The organism is Minwuia sp., from assembly GCF_048263705.1.
Taxonomy (GTDB): Bacteria; Pseudomonadota; Alphaproteobacteria; order Minwuiales; family Minwuiaceae; genus Minwuia.
Genome location: NZ_JBLXDV010000004.1, coordinates 112,212 through 126,730, shown reverse-complemented (window position 1 = coordinate 126,730; position 14,519 = coordinate 112,212). Strand labels below are relative to the sequence as shown.

The following is a 14,519-nucleotide window of genomic DNA, read 5'->3' as shown; positions in this document are numbered from 1 at the left end:
CTGCTGCTCCCCAACAGTAATGTTATACAGTGGCCAGACAATCGGGATCGCGAAGTCTTTCATGATTTAGTCTCCTACACTATGGTGAAAATCGGCGACTATATACTTGACAAACCGAATCCCGATCACCACCTAAAAGGTGTAAGAGAGGGAAGAAGTTATGACCGTCGATCTCACCAACCCCGTATTCGCAGACGCCGACAAGGCAAGGTTGCATCTGGAGAGCGTTCGCTGGCCGAACGGTCCGGTCTGCCCGCACTGCGGAGAGCGTGACGAGATCACGGCACTGAAGGGCAAGAGCCATCGCCCCGGCCTCTACAAGTGCAAGGCTTGCGTGAAGCAGTTCACCGTGACGGTCGGCACCGTTTTCGAGCGTTCGAAGGTACCGCTGAACAAGTGGCTGCTGGCGACCTACCTGCTGTGCGGTTCGAAGAAGGGCATCAGCAGCAAGCAGTTGGAGCGGATGCTCGGCGTCACCTACAAGACGGCGTGGTTCATGTCTCACCGTCTTCGCGAGGCGATGCGTGAGGGGAAAGCCGTGATTGGCGGCGAGAACAAAGTTGTTGAGGCTGACGAGACCTATGTTGGCGGTAAATCGAAGAACCGTGCGTTCCGTGCGCCGCGCAAGAAAGAGGCAGTGTTTGCCCTTGTCGAGCGTGACGGCAAGGTGAAGTCGCAGCATGTGCCGAATGTAACCGCAAAGGTTCTGCGTAACGCGCTGGTAACGCAGGCGGATCGCGCGTCGTACCTGATGACTGATGAGGCTCCGCAGTATCGCAAGACAGGTCGAGAGTTCAGCGGCCACGGCACCGTGAACCACTCGATTGACGAGTACGTTCGCGGCAGCTTCTGGCACACGAACACAATTGAAAACTATTTCTCGATCCTGAAGCGCGGCATCAACGGCAACTACCAGTCGGTCAGCCCGAAGCATCTGAAGCGGTACCTCGGCGAGTTCGATTTCCGCTACAACACACGGGACATTGACGATTGGGCACGCACTGCCGAAGCTCTGAAAGGTGCAGAGGGTAAGCGTGTGACCTATGGGGGGCGTGCTTAGAGGTTTTGATGCGCACGAGCCCCTTACTGAGCCTGAGCGACAATACGTCCTTCATTCCCTCTTGCAGACATTGAGTCGAAGGTGAGATGATTCAAGGAACTCCCGTGGGCCGAATCCACTACCAAGTGTAGTGGACCCGCCCTTAGGCGGTGGCCGCAATGTGGCCTAGGCCCACGGGACGCTATTTTAGCTGGCGATGCCAGACGGTAAACTTGCCTCTGGCTGATGTGTCCCGTTTTGGATCCCGTATTTGGCTCAAATCCAGAACTTGCTGAGATAATTCTATTTTGGCGACTGACGCTCCGACTGCAAGATGCCTGTCATTCACCCGAAATGCCAAAGCGCCGGTGAATAGATCGACAAGCTGAAGTGTGAGCGATTGCTTGGAGTTGGCAAAGTGCAGGCGGCGCACCGGCCACGGCCTGCGATCACCAGCTTTGCGCGCTCCCAAATTTACGATGGTGCGTAGTTCATCCGTTGACTGCGGGGTTTCGCGGGAGTCTGGATAAACGTGGAAAACGCAGTCGCCGTATAGTCGGCGAAATTTTTGGATAATCTGGTAGATTTCCTTGTTGAAGCCGATCTCGCGACTGCCCTGGTTGAATGCCTTGTGGTCCTGACGATGGGTGTCCACAATCAAAGAGTGAAACTGGACCTGACCTCGCCATTCGGGTTCGAAGAAGGTTCCAGTGAAGCGTTTGTACGCCGCAAGCTTGGCTGGCGAGACTTTGGTCCACTTCATTTCTCCTGCCGGAAGTTCAGGCAAGCGGTTCTGTTGAAGGGCGGCCGCGAACGAGCCAACTAAATGCGCTGGGATGGTCAAGCCGCCAAGCACAAGATGCTTCGCCTTAGTTTGGCTGCTCTCGTCAATGTAGACGTTTCGGACGGGATATCCGTCACCGGAAAGGATGTTTGCCATGGCCTCTAAGTCTGACAAGTCGAAGAAGGATGAGAAACCGCCGAAAGAGCTGGACGACGCCCTGCGGACAATCCTGAAGGCGCCGCCCAAGCCAAACAAAGATCCGAAGGGCAGCTAGGCCTGTTCAAGGGCGTGCACGGCGTAAACACGATTCATCGGTTTTTTGTCTTTCTCGTCAAACCACTCGCACCAAGCGCTTTGATGTTTGTCCCAATCGTTCGCTTTATCGATCAGTGTGACGGTCATGTCGGGGCCGCCTGATTTCAGGCGCACCACGTCTCCGGGTTTGATGTCACTGCTCATCATTCTTTCTCCATGGCAATTATCCCCTTGAAGCAAGTAAGGGTTCGCCTTATATCTAAGGCATGGACAAGAGCAGCAAATCCCCGGCCTTCAGCGTTCGCGACTTCTTCAAGCGGTTCCCCGATGATGAAGCCTGCCTGACGCACATCATGGAAGTCCGCTTCGGCATGGAACACGAGTGCCGGGCGTGTGGCGAAGTAGCTTCGTTTCACCGTATGTCAAACCGCCGGGCCTATGCCTGCGCGAAGTGCGGCGATCACCTGTACCCGACTGCCGGGACGGTCTTCGAAGACACGCGGACGCCGCTGCAACTCTGGTTCTATGCGATCTATCTGTTCGTCACCACGCGCCATGGCGTTTCTGCGAAGGAACTGCAGCGCACCCTTGGCGTGACGTACAAGACCGCCTGGCGCATGGGTCATAAAATCCGCGAACTGATGACCAAGGCGGAAAGCTTCGAGATGCTGGCCGGTCACGTTGAGATGGATGAGGCTTATGTTGGCGGTCGCCGCCCCGGCAAGCGTGGTCGTGGTGCAGCAGGCAAAACCATCGTCATGGGCATGGTTGAGCGCAACGGTAAAACCCGCGCCAAGGTCATCCCGAACGTGAAGAAGACCACGCTCCGCGAAGTGACGCTGGCGAACGTCGAAAAGGGTTCGGTTGTCTCGACGGACGAACTGATGAGCTACGGATTACTGACTGGCGACGGGTACAAGCACGGTTCGGTCAAGCACGGCGCGAAGGAATGGAGCGTGTACGACTACCGCGAAGACGTGACGCACACGACGAACCACGTTGAGGCGTTCTGGCAGATTTTCAAACAGTCGGTTCGCTCGACGCACATCCACATCAGCGCCAAGCACGCGGAAAGCTATCTGAACGAGTTTACCTTCCGGTCGAACCACCGGCAGATGCAGAACGCGATGTTCGACGTTCTGATTGGGGCGATCTGATGACGCGGCGCAAGGCTTCGTCTAGGTCGCCCCGGTCGGCGGGGCCGACGCCTCGGGCTTCCTCCTGACGGATGAAATCCTCTAACTGATTCAACTCTATAGCTTTTCTCAGCGTCAGAAATCTGTCTCTCATGATGCGCCTAAATCCTTGACTTTCCTTGCTAACGTTAGCATAAAAGCACGTACGGCGCATCCGGATTGGACCCGGATACGCCGCCGTTCTTACCCCTTGTGGAAGGGGGCAGGATGAACCGCCGTCAGGCGGACCCGGCTAATCTCCGGGAGGTGTGCCAAACCACGCTTTGTCCTCCTTCTGTCTGTGTGCTTCCAGGCACGGGGTTAATCTTCTGAGGGTGCTGTAACGCCCTCGGCGTCTGGGCCACCTTCGGGTGGCCCATTCTCGTTGTGGCCTTGCTTAGGCCGCATCTTCGTTGTCGCGAGTCGTTCCCGCGTTTGAACCTTTGACCGTAATGGCGACCTCGCCATCACCCTCGTACATGAAGTCGAATGCGGAGGCCGCTAGGCGAAGCCATTTGGCACGGTCCTTATAAGACCACTCCTTCCCGGTCTCGGGCAGCGCATCTAACAACCCCTTGATGAACGGGTGATAGTGCTCGCCTCCGCCTCCGCCTCCACCGCCGACTCCAGTATCGTCCCCGGGCGGCTCATCCTCATCTTCGGGCGGCGGTTCGTCAGCAGTCCGATCCTGAACAGCAGGCTTCACAAAACGACCGCTACCGGGGTCTATGAACCCGGCAATCGTTGCGGACTTCTGGAACGCCTGCCGCGCTCGTTCCTTCTGCTTGTCCGGCACGCCAAGCTCAACGACCTGACGCTCAATGGCCGCGGCGGGCGGAAGAGGGTAGCCGTGATGCTGGTCGTACATCGCACGAAACAACGGCACACTCAGAAACGCGTCCGACAATGCCGACGCCTGACGAGTCCCATGCACTACGTCGCGCCCGAGAGGAGTGATGGCGATGCCCGACCGATCGGACGTGATGAAGCCGAACAGCGTTGCTGCAGACACGCGAGAGCGAAAGGTTCCCCCGCTAGAAGATTGATCCATCCACGCCGCGAGTTGTTCGCGTTCCGCCGTCCCGCCGCCCTTCTCGTGAAGCGTCCGAACAAGATCCAGCGCCTGCCCCACATCCGTATACGGGAACTCAATCCGGGAGCGCTCGCGCTTCCGCTTGGGCTTGTCATCAGGCGCATTCGCCGCGCCCGCAACCGAGTCTTCAATGTCCATTCTCAGGCACCTCCTGACCAGATTCGGTCATATGCCCGATTATCTATCAGTCCGTCTGACCAAGTGCAACACGAAAATCCGCGTCAGTGAGTGGTCGAAAATCCGACGGGCATCATAGCGTGACGAGAATTAGTGTTATCGAGGCTTCGCAAGCATTACTTGCTTCAAGGGGATAATTGCCTTCTCCATTATAAGGGGTGTAAATCATGAAGCGTGCGCAACTAAGTGTCGAGTCGTTGAAAGTGGTGGCGCGAGCTGAGAGATTTCGCCATCCGTCAGAAAACGATTTGGGCCTTGGCGCCGTCGTGAAGCTCAACAGCGGTGGCCCCAACATGATGGTCGTTGATCTAGAGGGCGACGACGTGACAGTCGCGTGGCGTGATTGGGGGGCGGCGCGGGAAACAACTTTGCCGAGCGTCTGTGTTCACCGTGTTCATCTTGTCTGACCGTTTTGGTTTGTCAGGTATATACTCGCCTGAAAATCACTCATGTGTCCCACCCAAGAGTCATCTATTTTTAGTTTACGTCCCTCGACAACCCAATCCGAGATTCCATACCGCTCAACTGATCCGCACGACAGGGATGTCTTGGTTTCCATGTCGCACGCCAAAATCCTGTAGGATATTTTTTCCTCCGAAATCAAATATCGCTCCATAATACAGCAATTGGGCCGTTTCGATGCTGTAGTTGAAAACCTAATATAACCATCATCGAAATAGGATTTTTCACAAAACAACTCATTCTCCGAAATATCTTCGCAATTTTGAGGTTCTCGATATACCATGTCAAAGTAACTCATGAAATAAGGAAAAAAATATATCACTGAAAATAGAAGTACCATCATTATCAGCAGTTTAAATAAATGCATGTTTTTCATAAAATGTTCATTTTGATATCTAGATGAACGAGTCGAATCTGAATAACAGATTATCATATATTGTCACTATCTTACCCCACACTTGTTGGTAAGCTGATTGAAGTCGAGCAGTCCTACTTCGACGGAGCGACTTGCTATCTTACGAAATTCTCAGATCTCCGTTGATTATGGAAACACTGCGTTTGATGTGTCTTCCTTATACGGGCTTGTCATGCTGTCCAGCTGTCCTCGCGCATTGAGTTCACACGATCAGGTATCTATTCGATTTCCGATCATAGCCATATGGCATGCGCGGCTTTCGTTTGCCTGTTTCCATGCCCGGAGTTCGGCCAAACCGCGTACCGCTCGGCAAGGGTGGAGAACCATGAGATGCTGCAAAAGTAATGGCATAGCCGAAAGGTAATTGACTCGCTGCCAATTGAAGGACTGCATCATTGAATTCATCGTCCCCCTTGCTAAGTTGATTCTTTAGGGATGAAAGTAAGTCGTTGCCATTCATCGTATCAGTCCATAAACAGCTATTTCGTAAGTGACTGGAACAAATATTGCCGCTAGTGGTGCCAATATTGCATGGATCAAAGCAATTCTTGCTAGCCTCGTGTGCGTCGGTTTGAGCGGGTCACCATCGGCCCGGCCCGCCGCAAAAAGGAACGTGTTCACGCTCATGGTTTTTGTTTTGTTGTCTGCACGTAATTGATCATAAGCAGGGGATTTCACATGATGCCAATACGAATACATCACGGCAATAAACGACCCAGTAGACAAAATATTGAAAAGCCAATCAGGTGTTTGCATCGTGTCTGAGCTCCATCGCCAGATCGATGGTTGATAGAGTAAATCGAAAAATCACAGTGCAATCTGGCTGCGTGCCAGTGCCATGCCTCAACTCTAGAGCATCAGTTTAACGCTATTAGCAATCAGAAGCCAGTGATAGCTCACCTGCAGGAATCGGAGCGGTGGATCGACAAGGCCCCCGCTCAAGGCGGGGGTCACGTCACTGGATGGCTTCGAAGTGTCGGGCTACCCCACTCGCAGCCCGCCCTTGTCGATCTCGGTGAACTTGCCGCCGTTCGCGGCCAGTTCGCGCAGGGTTTCGGCGGGGGTGTAGCGGTCGTCCTTGGCGGCGATCTGTTCCATCACGCGCAGGATTTCCTTCGCCCCCACCTGATCGCCGTACCACATGGGGCCGCCCTTGTCGGCGGGCCAGCCGTAGCCGTTCAGCCAGACCACGTCGATGTCGCCGGGGCGCTGGGCCTTGCCGTCTTCCAGGATCTTCACGCCCTCGTTGATCATCGGGTAGATGCAGGCCTCGATGATTTCCTGCGCGGTCATGGGGCTGCCGGCCTTCGTGTCGACGCCGGTGACCTCGCCGATGATGCGCTCGGTCACCTCCGACGGGACCGGCTTGCGGTTCTCGTCATAGTCGTAATAGCCCGCGCCGGTCTTCTGGCCGCGCCGGTCCAGTTCGCACAGTGCATCGCGGATCGGGTTGTCGGTGGTCGCGCCCTTCTTCCAGCCGATGTCCAGACCGGCCAGGTCGGACATCTGGAACGGGCCCATGCGGAAGCCGAAATGGTTCAGCGCGGCGTCCACGTCCCAGGGCATCACGCCCCTGAACACGAGGCCCGTCGCCTGCACCTGCCGCTGCCGCAGCATGCGGTTGCCGACGAAGCCCGGGCAGACGCCGACCAGCGCCGCGATCTTGTTGATGCGCTTGGCCAGATCCATGCAGGTCGCGACCACGTCGTCGGCAGTGGAATCCGAGCGCACGATCTCCAGCAGCTTCATGACGTTGGCAGGCGAGAAGAAGTGCAGGCCGATCACGTCGGCGGGCCGCGAGGTGGCCGCGCCGATCTCGTCGATGTTCAGGTAGGACGTGTTGGAGGCCAGGATCGCGCCGGGCTTCGCCACCTTGTCCAGTTGGGCGAAGACCTTCTTCTTCAGGTCCATGTCCTCGAACACCGCCTCGATGATCAGGTCGCAGTCGGCGAGGTCGGCCATGTCCAGCGTGCCGGTGAAGCGGTCCATGCGCGCCTCGACCTCGTCCTGAGGGAAGCGGCCCCGATCCGCCGAGCGCTGATAGTTGGTGCGCACGACGCCCAGGCCCCGGTCGAGGGCTGCCTGCTGGGTCTCGACGATGGTCACCGGGATGCCGACGGACGCGAAGTTCATCGAAATGCCGCCGCCCATGGTGCCCGCGCCGATCACGCCGACCTTGTTGATCGGGCGCAGTTTCACATCGTCGGGCAGGGAGGGGACCTCCCATGCTTCCTTGCCGGTGCGGGCGATATAGTCGGCGGTGGCCTGTTCGGTGGTCATGGTTCTTGTCTCCCGAGTGTCACCCCCGGCTTGTCCGGGGGCTGGAGAGCCGAGGCGGCCTCCGGTTGTGGTTGAGCAGGCCCCCGCATGAAGCGGGGGTGACATTCCGGGCAGATGGCGTATGCCCGTCGTGCCTCTGGATTTATTGCCGCTTACAGCCGGTCCCGGTAGGGGGCCAGCAGGCTGCGGCTGATGACGATGTTCTGGATCTCGGTCGAGCCGTCGAGCGTCTTGGCGATCTTGGCTGCCGCGAACAGGCGGGGCAGCGGGCTGTCGTGCTTCAGGCCGTTGGAACCCATCTGGCCCATGCAGATGTCCAGCCCGTCCATCGCGGCGCGGGTGGCGAACTTCTTGGCGTGGGCGGCCTCGACGGGGGCGCTGCCCTCGGTCTCCAGCCTGCGCGCGGCATCGAAGGTGACCAGTCGCGCGGCGTGCAGGTCGGTCGCGACCTCGGCCAGTTGCCACTGCATGCCCTGAAACGCGGCGACCGGCTGCCCGAAGGCGTGGCGCTGCGTCGTGTAGTCCAGCGCCGTCTGCAGCCCGACCGCCAGCGCGCCGCAGCACATGGCGGCGACATTGATGCGTGCCATGTCGATGGCCGACAGCGCCGCCTTCAGCCCCTCGCCCGGCGGCACGACCAGCCGCTCGGCTTCCAGGCGCACGTCCGTCAGTTTCAGATCGGCGATGGAGGCGACATGGCCGCCAAGCATCTCGTAGGGCGCACCGATCGAGACGCCGTCGCGCGCCCGCGGCACCAGAAATCCGGCGATGCCCTTCGCGCCGCTGCCCGGATTGGTTTGCGCAAACAGGAAATATTCGTCGATGTGCGGTGCGTTCGCGACCCAGGCCTTGGCACCGTTCAGCACCCAGCCGTCATCCGTACGGGCAGCGTGCGTGGCGATGGCGGTGGCGTCCGATCCCGCGCCGGGTTCGGTCAGCACGAAACCGGTGCTGATCTCGGCGGCCATCAGCCGGCGCAGCATCTCGTCGTGCCACGGATCGCTGCCGTAGCGTGCGATGGCGGCGATGCAGTATTCCTGCGGCATGAAGGTCAGCGCCCCGATGGGGTCGGCGCGGCCCTGCACCTCGGCCATCATGGCGACCAGCGTGGCACGGGCCGCATGACCGCCCTTCTCTTTCGGGACCAGCAGGCCCTTCAGGCCCGACGCCGCATAGGCCTCCCAGGCTTCCGTCGGCGGCCTGCGCCGGGCCTCGCAGTCCGCGGCGACTGACGCCACCACGTCGGCCACCTTCCGGTTGGCATCCAGAAGCTGCCGTTCCTCGTCCGTCCAGTCGTCGCTCATCCCGTTACCTCCCCATGATACCAGGGACGTCCCCGGGCCTGACCCGGGGACCTGTGTCCCGGCGTTGATGCCGGTGGATACGGCGGTTCACAGACCCTCGGGTCAGGCCCGGGAGATTCAGCCACCCTAGATATCCGCGTAGGTGTGCGTCTCCGCCTTGCCGCCCGGATGGGTGACCGCGCCCAGATGGGCCGGTCCGACCGTCTGGGCGTATTTCCAGATGGTGCCGGACTGGTAGTCGGTCTCGCGCGGCTTCCAGTTGGCGCGGCGTTTTTCCAGCTCCTCGTCCGTCAGTTCGACGTTCAGGGTGCCGGCATCGGCATCGATATGGATGATGTCGCCATCCTGCAGCAGGCCGATGGGACCGCCTGCTGCCGCTTCCGGCCCGACATGGCCGATGCAGAATCCGCGCGTGCCGCCCGAGAAGCGCCCGTCGGTGATCAGCGCGATCTTGTCGGAAATCCCCTGGCCGTAGAGCGCCGCCGTGGTGGCCAGCATCTCGCGCATGCCGGGGCCGCCCTTGGGACCTTCATAGCGGATGACCAGCACATCGCCCGCCTTGTAGTCGCGCTTCTCGACCGCGGCGAAGCATTCCTCTTCCGAATCGAAGCAGCGCGCCGGGCCGGAATGGCTCATCCGGTCCAGACCGGCGACTTTCACGATCGCGCCGTCGGGGGCCAGATTGCCCTTCAGGCCGACGACGCCGCCGGTCTTCGTCAGCGGCTTGGCGACGTGATAGATGACGTCCTGATCCTCGGGGAAGACCACGTCGGCCACGTTCTCGGCCAGCGTCTTGCCCGTCACGGTGATGCAGTCGCCCTTCAGGTAGCCGCCGTCCAGCAGTTCCTTGATCACGACCGAGATGCCGTTGATGTCGTACATGTCCTTGGCGACATATTTGCCGCCCGGCTTCAGGTCGGCGATGTAGGGCGTGTTCTTGAAGATGTCGCAGACGTCGTCCAGCGTGAAGGAAAGCCCGCATTCGTGCGCCAGCGCGGGCAGGTGCAGGCCGGCATTGGTCGACCCGCCGGTGGCCGCGACGACGGTCGCCGCGTTGGCGAGGCTGTCCAGCGTGATGATGTCGCGCGGGCGGATGTTCTGGGCCAGCAGGTTCATCACCGCACGGCCCGAGGCGGTCGCGAAGGTATCGCGGTTCTCGTAGGGCGCGGGCGCACCGGCGGAGCCGGGCAGGGCCAGACCGATGGCCTCGGAGATCATCGCCATCGTGTTGGCGGTGAACTGGCCGCCGCACGAACCGGCCGACGGGCAGGCCACGGCTTCCAGCTGCGCCAGACGCTCCTCGGTCCAGTTCCCGGCGGCGACCTGGCCGACGCCTTCGAACACGTCGACGACGGTCACGTCCTTGCCCTCGAACTTGCCGGGCAGGATCGATCCGCCATACATGAAGACCGACGGCACGTTCAGGCGCGCCATGGCCAGCATCAGGCCGGGCAGGGACTTGTCGCAACCCGCCAGGCCGACCAGCGCGTCATAGCAGTGTCCGCGCACGGTCAGTTCGGTGGAATCGGCGATGATCTCGCGGCTGACCAGCGAGGCCTTCATGCCCTGGTGGCCCATGGCGATGCCGTCGGTGACGGTGATGGTGGTGAATTCGCGCGGGGAGCCGCCGCCTTCCTCGACACCCTTCTTGGCCCACTGGGCCTGACGGGCCAGCGAGATGTTGCAGGGCGCGGCCTCGTTCCAGGTGGTCACCACGCCGACCAGGGGGCGATGGATTTCCTCGTCCGTCATGCCCATCGCGTAATAGTAGGACCGGTGCGGCGCGCGCTGGTAGCCCTCGGTGACGTAGCGGCTGGGCAGCCTGTCCTTGTCGAATGTTTTCTTGTCCATGGTCTCTTCCCCGTCTTCAAACGTGCCTATGATGCCCTTGTTAGACCAAATTCCGGGGGGACGGAATGCCTCTCGGATCAGCCCGCCCATGTTGCAGCAGGACAGCGGAGATGCAGATGACGGACGGACCCCGACGGATGAGCGATGTGGCCTATGCCCTGCGCACGGGCGCACAGCGGATCGAGCCGCACGGCACCGCCGGTTTCTGGCCCCGGCTGGCCGCCGGAGAGATCGCGCAGGATGCGCTGGTCACCTGCTCCCGCGTGGACGGCGACTTTCCGCACTGGGAGATGCATCCGAACGGCGATGAGCTGTTCATCCTCCACAGCGGCGTCATCGACATCGTTCTGGAGCAATCCGGCGGCGAACGGACCGTCCGGCTGAGCGCGGGCGAAACTTTCGTGATCCCGAAAGGCATCTGGCACCGGGCCTGCGTCGTAGAACCGGGTGACCTGACGTTTCTGACCTTCGGGGAGGGGACGCGGCACAGGCCGATCTGATCCGATGACGGGCGGCACATTTGCTTGCCCGGCCACGCAATTGGGACCACCTTATGGATATGTCGAACCCGGAACGCCCGAAAAGCCTCGCCAGCCTGCCCGAGCGGATTCCCATCTTTCCGCTGACCGGGGCGATCCTGCTGCCCGGCGGACGGATGCCGCTGAACATCTTCGAGCCACGCTACCTGGCGATGACGCGCGATGCGATGCGCGACCAGCGCATGATCGGCATGATCCAGCCCAATGACGAAGGCGACGATGACGATTTCGAACCGCCGGTCTTCCGGGTCGGCTGCCTCGGCCGCATTGTGGATTTCTCGGAAACCGGCGACGGGCGCTATCTGATCGCGCTGAGCGGCGTCTGCCGCTTTCGCGTGCGCGAGGAGCTGAAGCGGGACACGTCCTATCGGCAGGTGCTGGCCGACTACGAGGACTTCAAGGACGATTTCACGGCCGGCGACGGACCGCAGAACGTCAATCGCGACAGCCTGCTGCAGACGCTGAAGGCCTTTCTGGACAAGCGGGGCCTGAAGGCCGACTGGGATGCGGCGGAACGGGCGTCGGACACGGTGCTGGTGAACTCGCTGTCGATGGTGCTGCCGCTGATTCCGGCGGAGAAGCAGGCGCTGCTGGAAGCGCGCACGATCGCCGACCGGGCGGAGACAATGGTGGCGCTGATGCAGATGGCCCTGCTGGAAGGGGATGACGGCGAGACATCCGTGCAGTAGGGATGCAGTCGCACTGTCGAGGAACCACGCCATGCAAAAGCTTGATGCGAAACTGCTGGAGATTCTGGTCTGCCCGCTGACCAAGGGGCCGCTGGAATATGACCGCGAAGCCCAGGAACTGATCAGCAAGCAGGCCGGGCTGGCCTACCCGATTCGCGACGGGATTCCGATCATGCTGATCGACGAGGCGCGCAAGCTGGACGATGCGGACGCCTGATCATGTCCTTTGACCCCTACGAGGAAGCGGGCCGCCCGCAGCCCAGCGAGATTCGCCTGAAGCAGGCCGAACGGACGCTGGAGATCGATTTCGAGGACGGACGCAGTTTCAGCTTCAGCCACGAGTTCCTGCGTGTCGAAAGCCCTTCCGCCGAGGTCATGGGCCACGGCCCGTCGCAGCGCCAGTGGGTGCCCGGCAAGATCAACGTCGCCATCACCGAGATCGAGCCCGTCGGCAACTATGCGATCCGGCTGAAGTTCGACGATGGCCACAACACCGGCATCTATTCCTGGAGCTACCTCTACGATCACGGCGACCGCTATGAGGAGATCTGGGAGACCTACTGCGAGACCCTGGACAGCATGGGCCTCAGCCGCGGCACCTGACGACTCGGGCCGCTGCGCGTGATGGTCTGGCAGGGACGTATTCAAAAACGCCTCCCTGTTCCGGGACTTGATCCCGGAACCCAGAGGATGGCGAAACCTGTCACGGTTCTATCAGGTTGAAACGCTGCACTGGGCAGCCCCGCATCGGGGTGCGGGGTAAACTTTTATCAAGCCTGTCCCCGGCCTGACCGGGGATCCCGCTGCGCGTGGCGGTTTGACATGAACGTCTCCGCACACTCTCCCCTGTTCCGGAATCCCCGGCCTGACCCCGGATCTCGCTGCGCGTCGTGGTTTTATTCAGACCTCGCCACACACTCTCCCGCGTTCCGGGATCCCCGCACAGGGCGGGGACAGGCCCGATCCCGGAACCCAGCGGATGAAGAAACCTGCCACGGTTCTAACAGGTTGAAACACTGCACCGGGCAGCCCCGCATCGGGGTGCGGGGTAAACTTTGATCAAGCCCGTCCCCGGCCCGACCGGGGATCCCGCCGCGCGCGGTGGTTCATGGAGATATCGCCACACGAAAACCCCGCCGGGGTGGCCGGCGGGGTTTCCTTCGCACATTTGTCTGTTTCATCGCCGCATGTGCCGGTCGGAAGGCCCGGACGTCGGAGGAGAGGCGCTTTGAGGGTTCGGTCCATCCGGCGTCGTGGCGGGTCTCGTGCAGGGCCTTCCGGCCTGATCGGCGCGTCCCGGGGTTGCCGGGTTCCGGGTCATGGCCCGGTATTCGGATGCGGTCCGATCATGGTGATCTGTCGCCGCATTCTTCCGTGTTTTCCGGTCGTTGCCGGATATCTGTGATCAGGTTTTTCCCTGTTACAGGGTCTGCTCGGGCGGAATCATTTTTGTAGCCTCCGCTGTCTCAAGTTGACCCTACGGAAACTACAGGAATGCCGCTTTCCGGTCAAACGGAATCGTCGCAGCCGACGGCAATGCTTGAACCCGCCTGCGCGGCCCGCTATAAGCCCGCATTCCGACCGTCCGGCAGGGCATGCCGAGGCGGTTGTTCAGCTTGGGGCCATCGCGCGCCCCGCACCCTTTTGAAGAAACGAGGAAGCAAATGCCCAAGATGAAGACAAAGAGTGGGGCGAAGAAGCGTTTCAGCCTCACCGCCTCTGGCAAGGTGAAACGCGGTCAGGCCGGCAAGCAGCACGGCATGATCAAACGCACGAACAAGCAGCTTCGCGATCAGCGCGGCACGACCATCATGTCGGAATCCGATGCGAAGGTCGTGCGCAAGAAATTCCTGCCGAACGGCTGACCGGGGAGATTTGAGATATGGCACGAGTGAAACGCGGCGTTGTCAGCCGCGCCCGTCGCAAGGAAATTCTGGAAAAGGCCAAGGGATACCGCGGTCGCCAGAGCAACGTCCTGTCCATCGCGCGCCAGCGCGTCGAGAAGGGGCTGCAGTACGCCTATCGCGACCGCAAGGTGAAGAAGCGGAATTTCCGCGCCCTGTGGATCCAGCGCATCAACGCCGCCGTCCGCGAGCACGGCACGACCTACGCGGTCTTTATCGACGGCCTGCGGCACGCCGGTATCGAAGTTGACCGCAAGGTGCTGGCCGACATCGCGGTACGCGATCCTGACGGCTTCAAGGTTCTGGTCGATGCGGCCAAGGACGCCCGCGAAGCGAAATACGCCGACGCCTGAGGGGCTGGCTGACGCTTCGCAACAGAGCGGACGACCATCGGGACACGCGCTTTTTCAAACTGTCATGCCGGGCTTGTCCCGGCATCCGGTCGATTCTATGACGTGGCGGCGACGCCGCACCGGACCCCGGCACCAGACCGGGGTGACAGTCTGGAAAGCCGGCGAATGACCTGCAGCGTCGACCGCCCGGAGAGCGAAA

General features: G+C 60.6%; 16 protein-coding genes. 9 read left to right on the top strand and 7 right to left on the bottom strand.

Going from position 1 to position 14,519, the window contains the following annotated elements:
- Nucleotides 1-160: 160 nt before the first annotated feature.
- A complete protein-coding gene (locus tag ACN0X7_RS07725) occupies nucleotides 161-1,060 on the top strand; it encodes an IS1595 family transposase (RefSeq protein WP_417515818.1) in 900 nt (299 codons plus the stop codon).
- A gap of 181 nt (nucleotides 1,061-1,241) precedes the next feature.
- Here the strand turns inward: ACN0X7_RS07725 and ACN0X7_RS07720 are convergent, their stop codons facing one another.
- Nucleotides 1,242-1,979 carry a DUF3800 domain-containing protein gene (locus ACN0X7_RS07720; RefSeq protein ID WP_417515816.1) on the bottom strand — a complete coding sequence of 246 codons (738 nt, stop codon included), beginning with the start codon at nucleotides 1,977-1,979 and terminating at the stop codon, nucleotides 1,242-1,244.
- A 114-nt stretch (nucleotides 1,980-2,093) separates the two neighbouring features.
- On the bottom strand, nucleotides 2,094-2,282 hold the full coding sequence (locus ACN0X7_RS07715; protein ID WP_417515814.1) for a YodC family protein: 189 nt from the start codon (nucleotides 2,280-2,282) through the stop codon (nucleotides 2,094-2,096).
- A 62-nt stretch (nucleotides 2,283-2,344) separates the two neighbouring features.
- Between ACN0X7_RS07715 and ACN0X7_RS07710 the strand changes: the two genes are divergently transcribed.
- Nucleotides 2,345-3,235 carry an IS1595 family transposase gene (locus tag ACN0X7_RS07710; RefSeq protein ID WP_417515812.1) on the top strand — a complete coding sequence of 297 codons (891 nt, stop codon included), beginning with the start codon at nucleotides 2,345-2,347 and terminating at the stop codon, nucleotides 3,233-3,235.
- Between the two features lie 415 nt (nucleotides 3,236-3,650).
- Here ACN0X7_RS07710 and ACN0X7_RS07705 read toward each other — a convergent pair whose 3' ends face one another.
- A complete protein-coding gene (locus tag ACN0X7_RS07705; protein WP_417515810.1) occupies nucleotides 3,651-4,484 on the bottom strand; it encodes a hypothetical protein in 834 nt (277 codons plus the stop codon).
- A 206-nt stretch (nucleotides 4,485-4,690) separates the two neighbouring features.
- Between ACN0X7_RS07705 and ACN0X7_RS07700 the strand changes: the two genes are divergently transcribed.
- Nucleotides 4,691-4,930, top strand: coding sequence for a hypothetical protein (locus ACN0X7_RS07700; protein ID WP_417515808.1), 240 nt, complete (start codon nucleotides 4,691-4,693; stop codon nucleotides 4,928-4,930).
- A 926-nt stretch (nucleotides 4,931-5,856) separates the two neighbouring features.
- On the opposite strand, the gene ACN0X7_RS07695 is transcribed toward ACN0X7_RS07700, so the two are convergent.
- The 4 genes from ACN0X7_RS07695 to ilvD form a co-directional block, all read right to left on the bottom strand.
- On the bottom strand, nucleotides 5,857-6,156 hold the full coding sequence (locus tag ACN0X7_RS07695; protein ID WP_417515806.1) for a hypothetical protein: 300 nt from the start codon (nucleotides 6,154-6,156) through the stop codon (nucleotides 5,857-5,859).
- Between the two features lie 225 nt (nucleotides 6,157-6,381).
- Nucleotides 6,382-7,680, bottom strand: a complete 1,299-nt coding sequence (locus tag ACN0X7_RS07690; protein ID WP_417515804.1) for a 3-hydroxyacyl-CoA dehydrogenase NAD-binding domain-containing protein — start codon at nucleotides 7,678-7,680, stop codon at nucleotides 6,382-6,384.
- A 152-nt stretch (nucleotides 7,681-7,832) separates the two neighbouring features.
- A complete protein-coding gene (locus ACN0X7_RS07685) occupies nucleotides 7,833-8,984 on the bottom strand; it encodes an acyl-CoA dehydrogenase family protein (RefSeq protein ID WP_417515802.1) in 1,152 nt (383 codons plus the stop codon).
- A gap of 126 nt (nucleotides 8,985-9,110) precedes the next feature.
- Complete coding sequence (ilvD, locus tag ACN0X7_RS07680) at nucleotides 9,111-10,835, bottom strand: dihydroxy-acid dehydratase (RefSeq protein ID WP_417515800.1); 1,725 nt, start codon at nucleotides 10,833-10,835, stop codon at nucleotides 9,111-9,113.
- 116 nt (nucleotides 10,836-10,951) lie between these two features.
- Between ilvD and ACN0X7_RS07675 the strand changes: the two genes are divergently transcribed.
- From ACN0X7_RS07675 to rplT, 6 genes are all read left to right on the top strand, one after another.
- Nucleotides 10,952-11,335 (top strand): cupin domain-containing protein, encoded by a 384-nt coding sequence (locus tag ACN0X7_RS07675; RefSeq protein WP_417515798.1) that lies wholly within the window; start codon nucleotides 10,952-10,954, stop codon nucleotides 11,333-11,335.
- A gap of 53 nt (nucleotides 11,336-11,388) precedes the next feature.
- Nucleotides 11,389-12,063, top strand: coding sequence for an LON peptidase substrate-binding domain-containing protein (locus ACN0X7_RS07670; RefSeq protein ID WP_417515796.1), 675 nt, complete (start codon nucleotides 11,389-11,391; stop codon nucleotides 12,061-12,063).
- A 31-nt stretch (nucleotides 12,064-12,094) separates the two neighbouring features.
- Nucleotides 12,095-12,280, top strand: a complete 186-nt coding sequence (locus tag ACN0X7_RS07665) for a Trm112 family protein (RefSeq protein WP_417515794.1) — start codon at nucleotides 12,095-12,097, stop codon at nucleotides 12,278-12,280.
- A 2-nt stretch (nucleotides 12,281-12,282) separates the two neighbouring features.
- Nucleotides 12,283-12,666, top strand: a complete 384-nt coding sequence (locus ACN0X7_RS07660) for a gamma-butyrobetaine hydroxylase-like domain-containing protein (protein ID WP_417515792.1) — start codon at nucleotides 12,283-12,285, stop codon at nucleotides 12,664-12,666.
- 1,061 nt (nucleotides 12,667-13,727) lie between these two features.
- Nucleotides 13,728-13,928 (top strand): 50S ribosomal protein L35, encoded by a 201-nt coding sequence (gene rpmI, locus ACN0X7_RS07655; protein WP_417515790.1) that lies wholly within the window; start codon nucleotides 13,728-13,730, stop codon nucleotides 13,926-13,928.
- Between the two features lie 17 nt (nucleotides 13,929-13,945).
- Nucleotides 13,946-14,320 carry a 50S ribosomal protein L20 gene (rplT, locus tag ACN0X7_RS07650; RefSeq protein ID WP_417515788.1) on the top strand — a complete coding sequence of 125 codons (375 nt, stop codon included), beginning with the start codon at nucleotides 13,946-13,948 and terminating at the stop codon, nucleotides 14,318-14,320.
- The last annotated feature ends 199 nt before the right edge of the window (nucleotides 14,321-14,519 follow it).

Excerpts from the sequence above, each read along its gene's own strand:
- ACN0X7_RS07710 (WP_417515812.1), top strand. The coding sequence starts at position 2,345 with ATGGACAAGAGCAGCAAATCCCCGGCCTTCAGCGTTCGCGACTTCTTC.
- ACN0X7_RS07695 (WP_417515806.1), bottom strand. The coding sequence starts at position 6,156 with ATGCAAACACCTGATTGGCTTTTCAATATTTTGTCTACTGGGTCGTTT.
- ACN0X7_RS07670 (WP_417515796.1), top strand. The coding sequence starts at position 11,389 with ATGGATATGTCGAACCCGGAACGCCCGAAAAGCCTCGCCAGCCTGCCC.
- ACN0X7_RS07685 (WP_417515802.1), bottom strand. The coding sequence starts at position 8,984 with ATGAGCGACGACTGGACGGACGAGGAACGGCAGCTTCTGGATGCCAAC.
- ACN0X7_RS07705 (WP_417515810.1), bottom strand. The coding sequence starts at position 4,484 with ATGGACATTGAAGACTCGGTTGCGGGCGCGGCGAATGCGCCTGATGAC.
- ACN0X7_RS07660 (WP_417515792.1), top strand. The coding sequence starts at position 12,283 with ATGTCCTTTGACCCCTACGAGGAAGCGGGCCGCCCGCAGCCCAGCGAG.
- ACN0X7_RS07700 (WP_417515808.1), top strand. The coding sequence starts at position 4,691 with ATGAAGCGTGCGCAACTAAGTGTCGAGTCGTTGAAAGTGGTGGCGCGA.
- ACN0X7_RS07690 (WP_417515804.1), bottom strand. The coding sequence starts at position 7,680 with ATGACCACCGAACAGGCCACCGCCGACTATATCGCCCGCACCGGCAAG.
- ACN0X7_RS07725 (WP_417515818.1), top strand. The coding sequence starts at position 161 with ATGACCGTCGATCTCACCAACCCCGTATTCGCAGACGCCGACAAGGCA.
- ACN0X7_RS07675 (WP_417515798.1), top strand. The coding sequence starts at position 10,952 with ATGACGGACGGACCCCGACGGATGAGCGATGTGGCCTATGCCCTGCGC.
- ACN0X7_RS07665 (WP_417515794.1), top strand. The coding sequence starts at position 12,095 with ATGCAAAAGCTTGATGCGAAACTGCTGGAGATTCTGGTCTGCCCGCTG.
- rplT (WP_417515788.1), top strand. The coding sequence starts at position 13,946 with ATGGCACGAGTGAAACGCGGCGTTGTCAGCCGCGCCCGTCGCAAGGAA.
- ACN0X7_RS07715 (WP_417515814.1), bottom strand. The coding sequence starts at position 2,282 with ATGAGCAGTGACATCAAACCCGGAGACGTGGTGCGCCTGAAATCAGGC.
- ACN0X7_RS07720 (WP_417515816.1), bottom strand. The coding sequence starts at position 1,979 with ATGGCAAACATCCTTTCCGGTGACGGATATCCCGTCCGAAACGTCTAC.
- ilvD (WP_417515800.1), bottom strand. The coding sequence starts at position 10,835 with ATGGACAAGAAAACATTCGACAAGGACAGGCTGCCCAGCCGCTACGTC.
- rpmI (WP_417515790.1), top strand. The coding sequence starts at position 13,728 with ATGCCCAAGATGAAGACAAAGAGTGGGGCGAAGAAGCGTTTCAGCCTC.